We start from the raw sequence: 532 nt of genomic DNA on the forward strand, positions 1-532 counted from the left end.
AAGGTGATACCCATGACTACGCCGTAGTCGCGATTCAGTGCACCAGATACAAAGTGCTGGCCCATACCACCAGTGCCGAAAAAAATGTCGATGATGACAGAGCCCGTCACGACAGATTCAAACGCTGGCCCGAGCATGGCGACGACGGGGATCAATGACGGACGCAGTGCATGGTGGAACAAGATGTAGGCGGTCGATAATCCCTTCGCTTTTGCGGTGCGAATGTAAGGCTGATTGAGGGTTTCAATCATCGCGCCGCGCATGACACGCGCGATGCTAGCGACTGATCCAATGGCCAGACTTAATACCGGCAAAACAAGAAAAGCTAATTGCCCACCTTCCCAGCCACCAGCGGGGAGCCAACCAAGCTGAATCGCAAAAATGCTGACAAGCACGGGAGCCAAAACAAAAGCAGGAACAACCACGCCCGTCATCGAGAGTGTCATTAATCCGTAGTCCAAACGGCTATTGCGCTTTAATGCGGCAATAGTGCCGAGCAGCATCCCAAGTGGGACTGAGATGCTAAAAGAAA

At 52.6% G+C, this 532-nt stretch carries 1 protein-coding gene; it reads right to left on the bottom strand.

From position 1 onward, the window contains the following. Positions 1-532: ABC transporter permease subunit (locus tag R7190_RS30315; protein ID WP_318138267.1), on the bottom strand; the 532-nt coding region annotated here is incomplete at both ends.

The organism is Vibrio sp. 1078-1, from assembly GCF_033340475.1.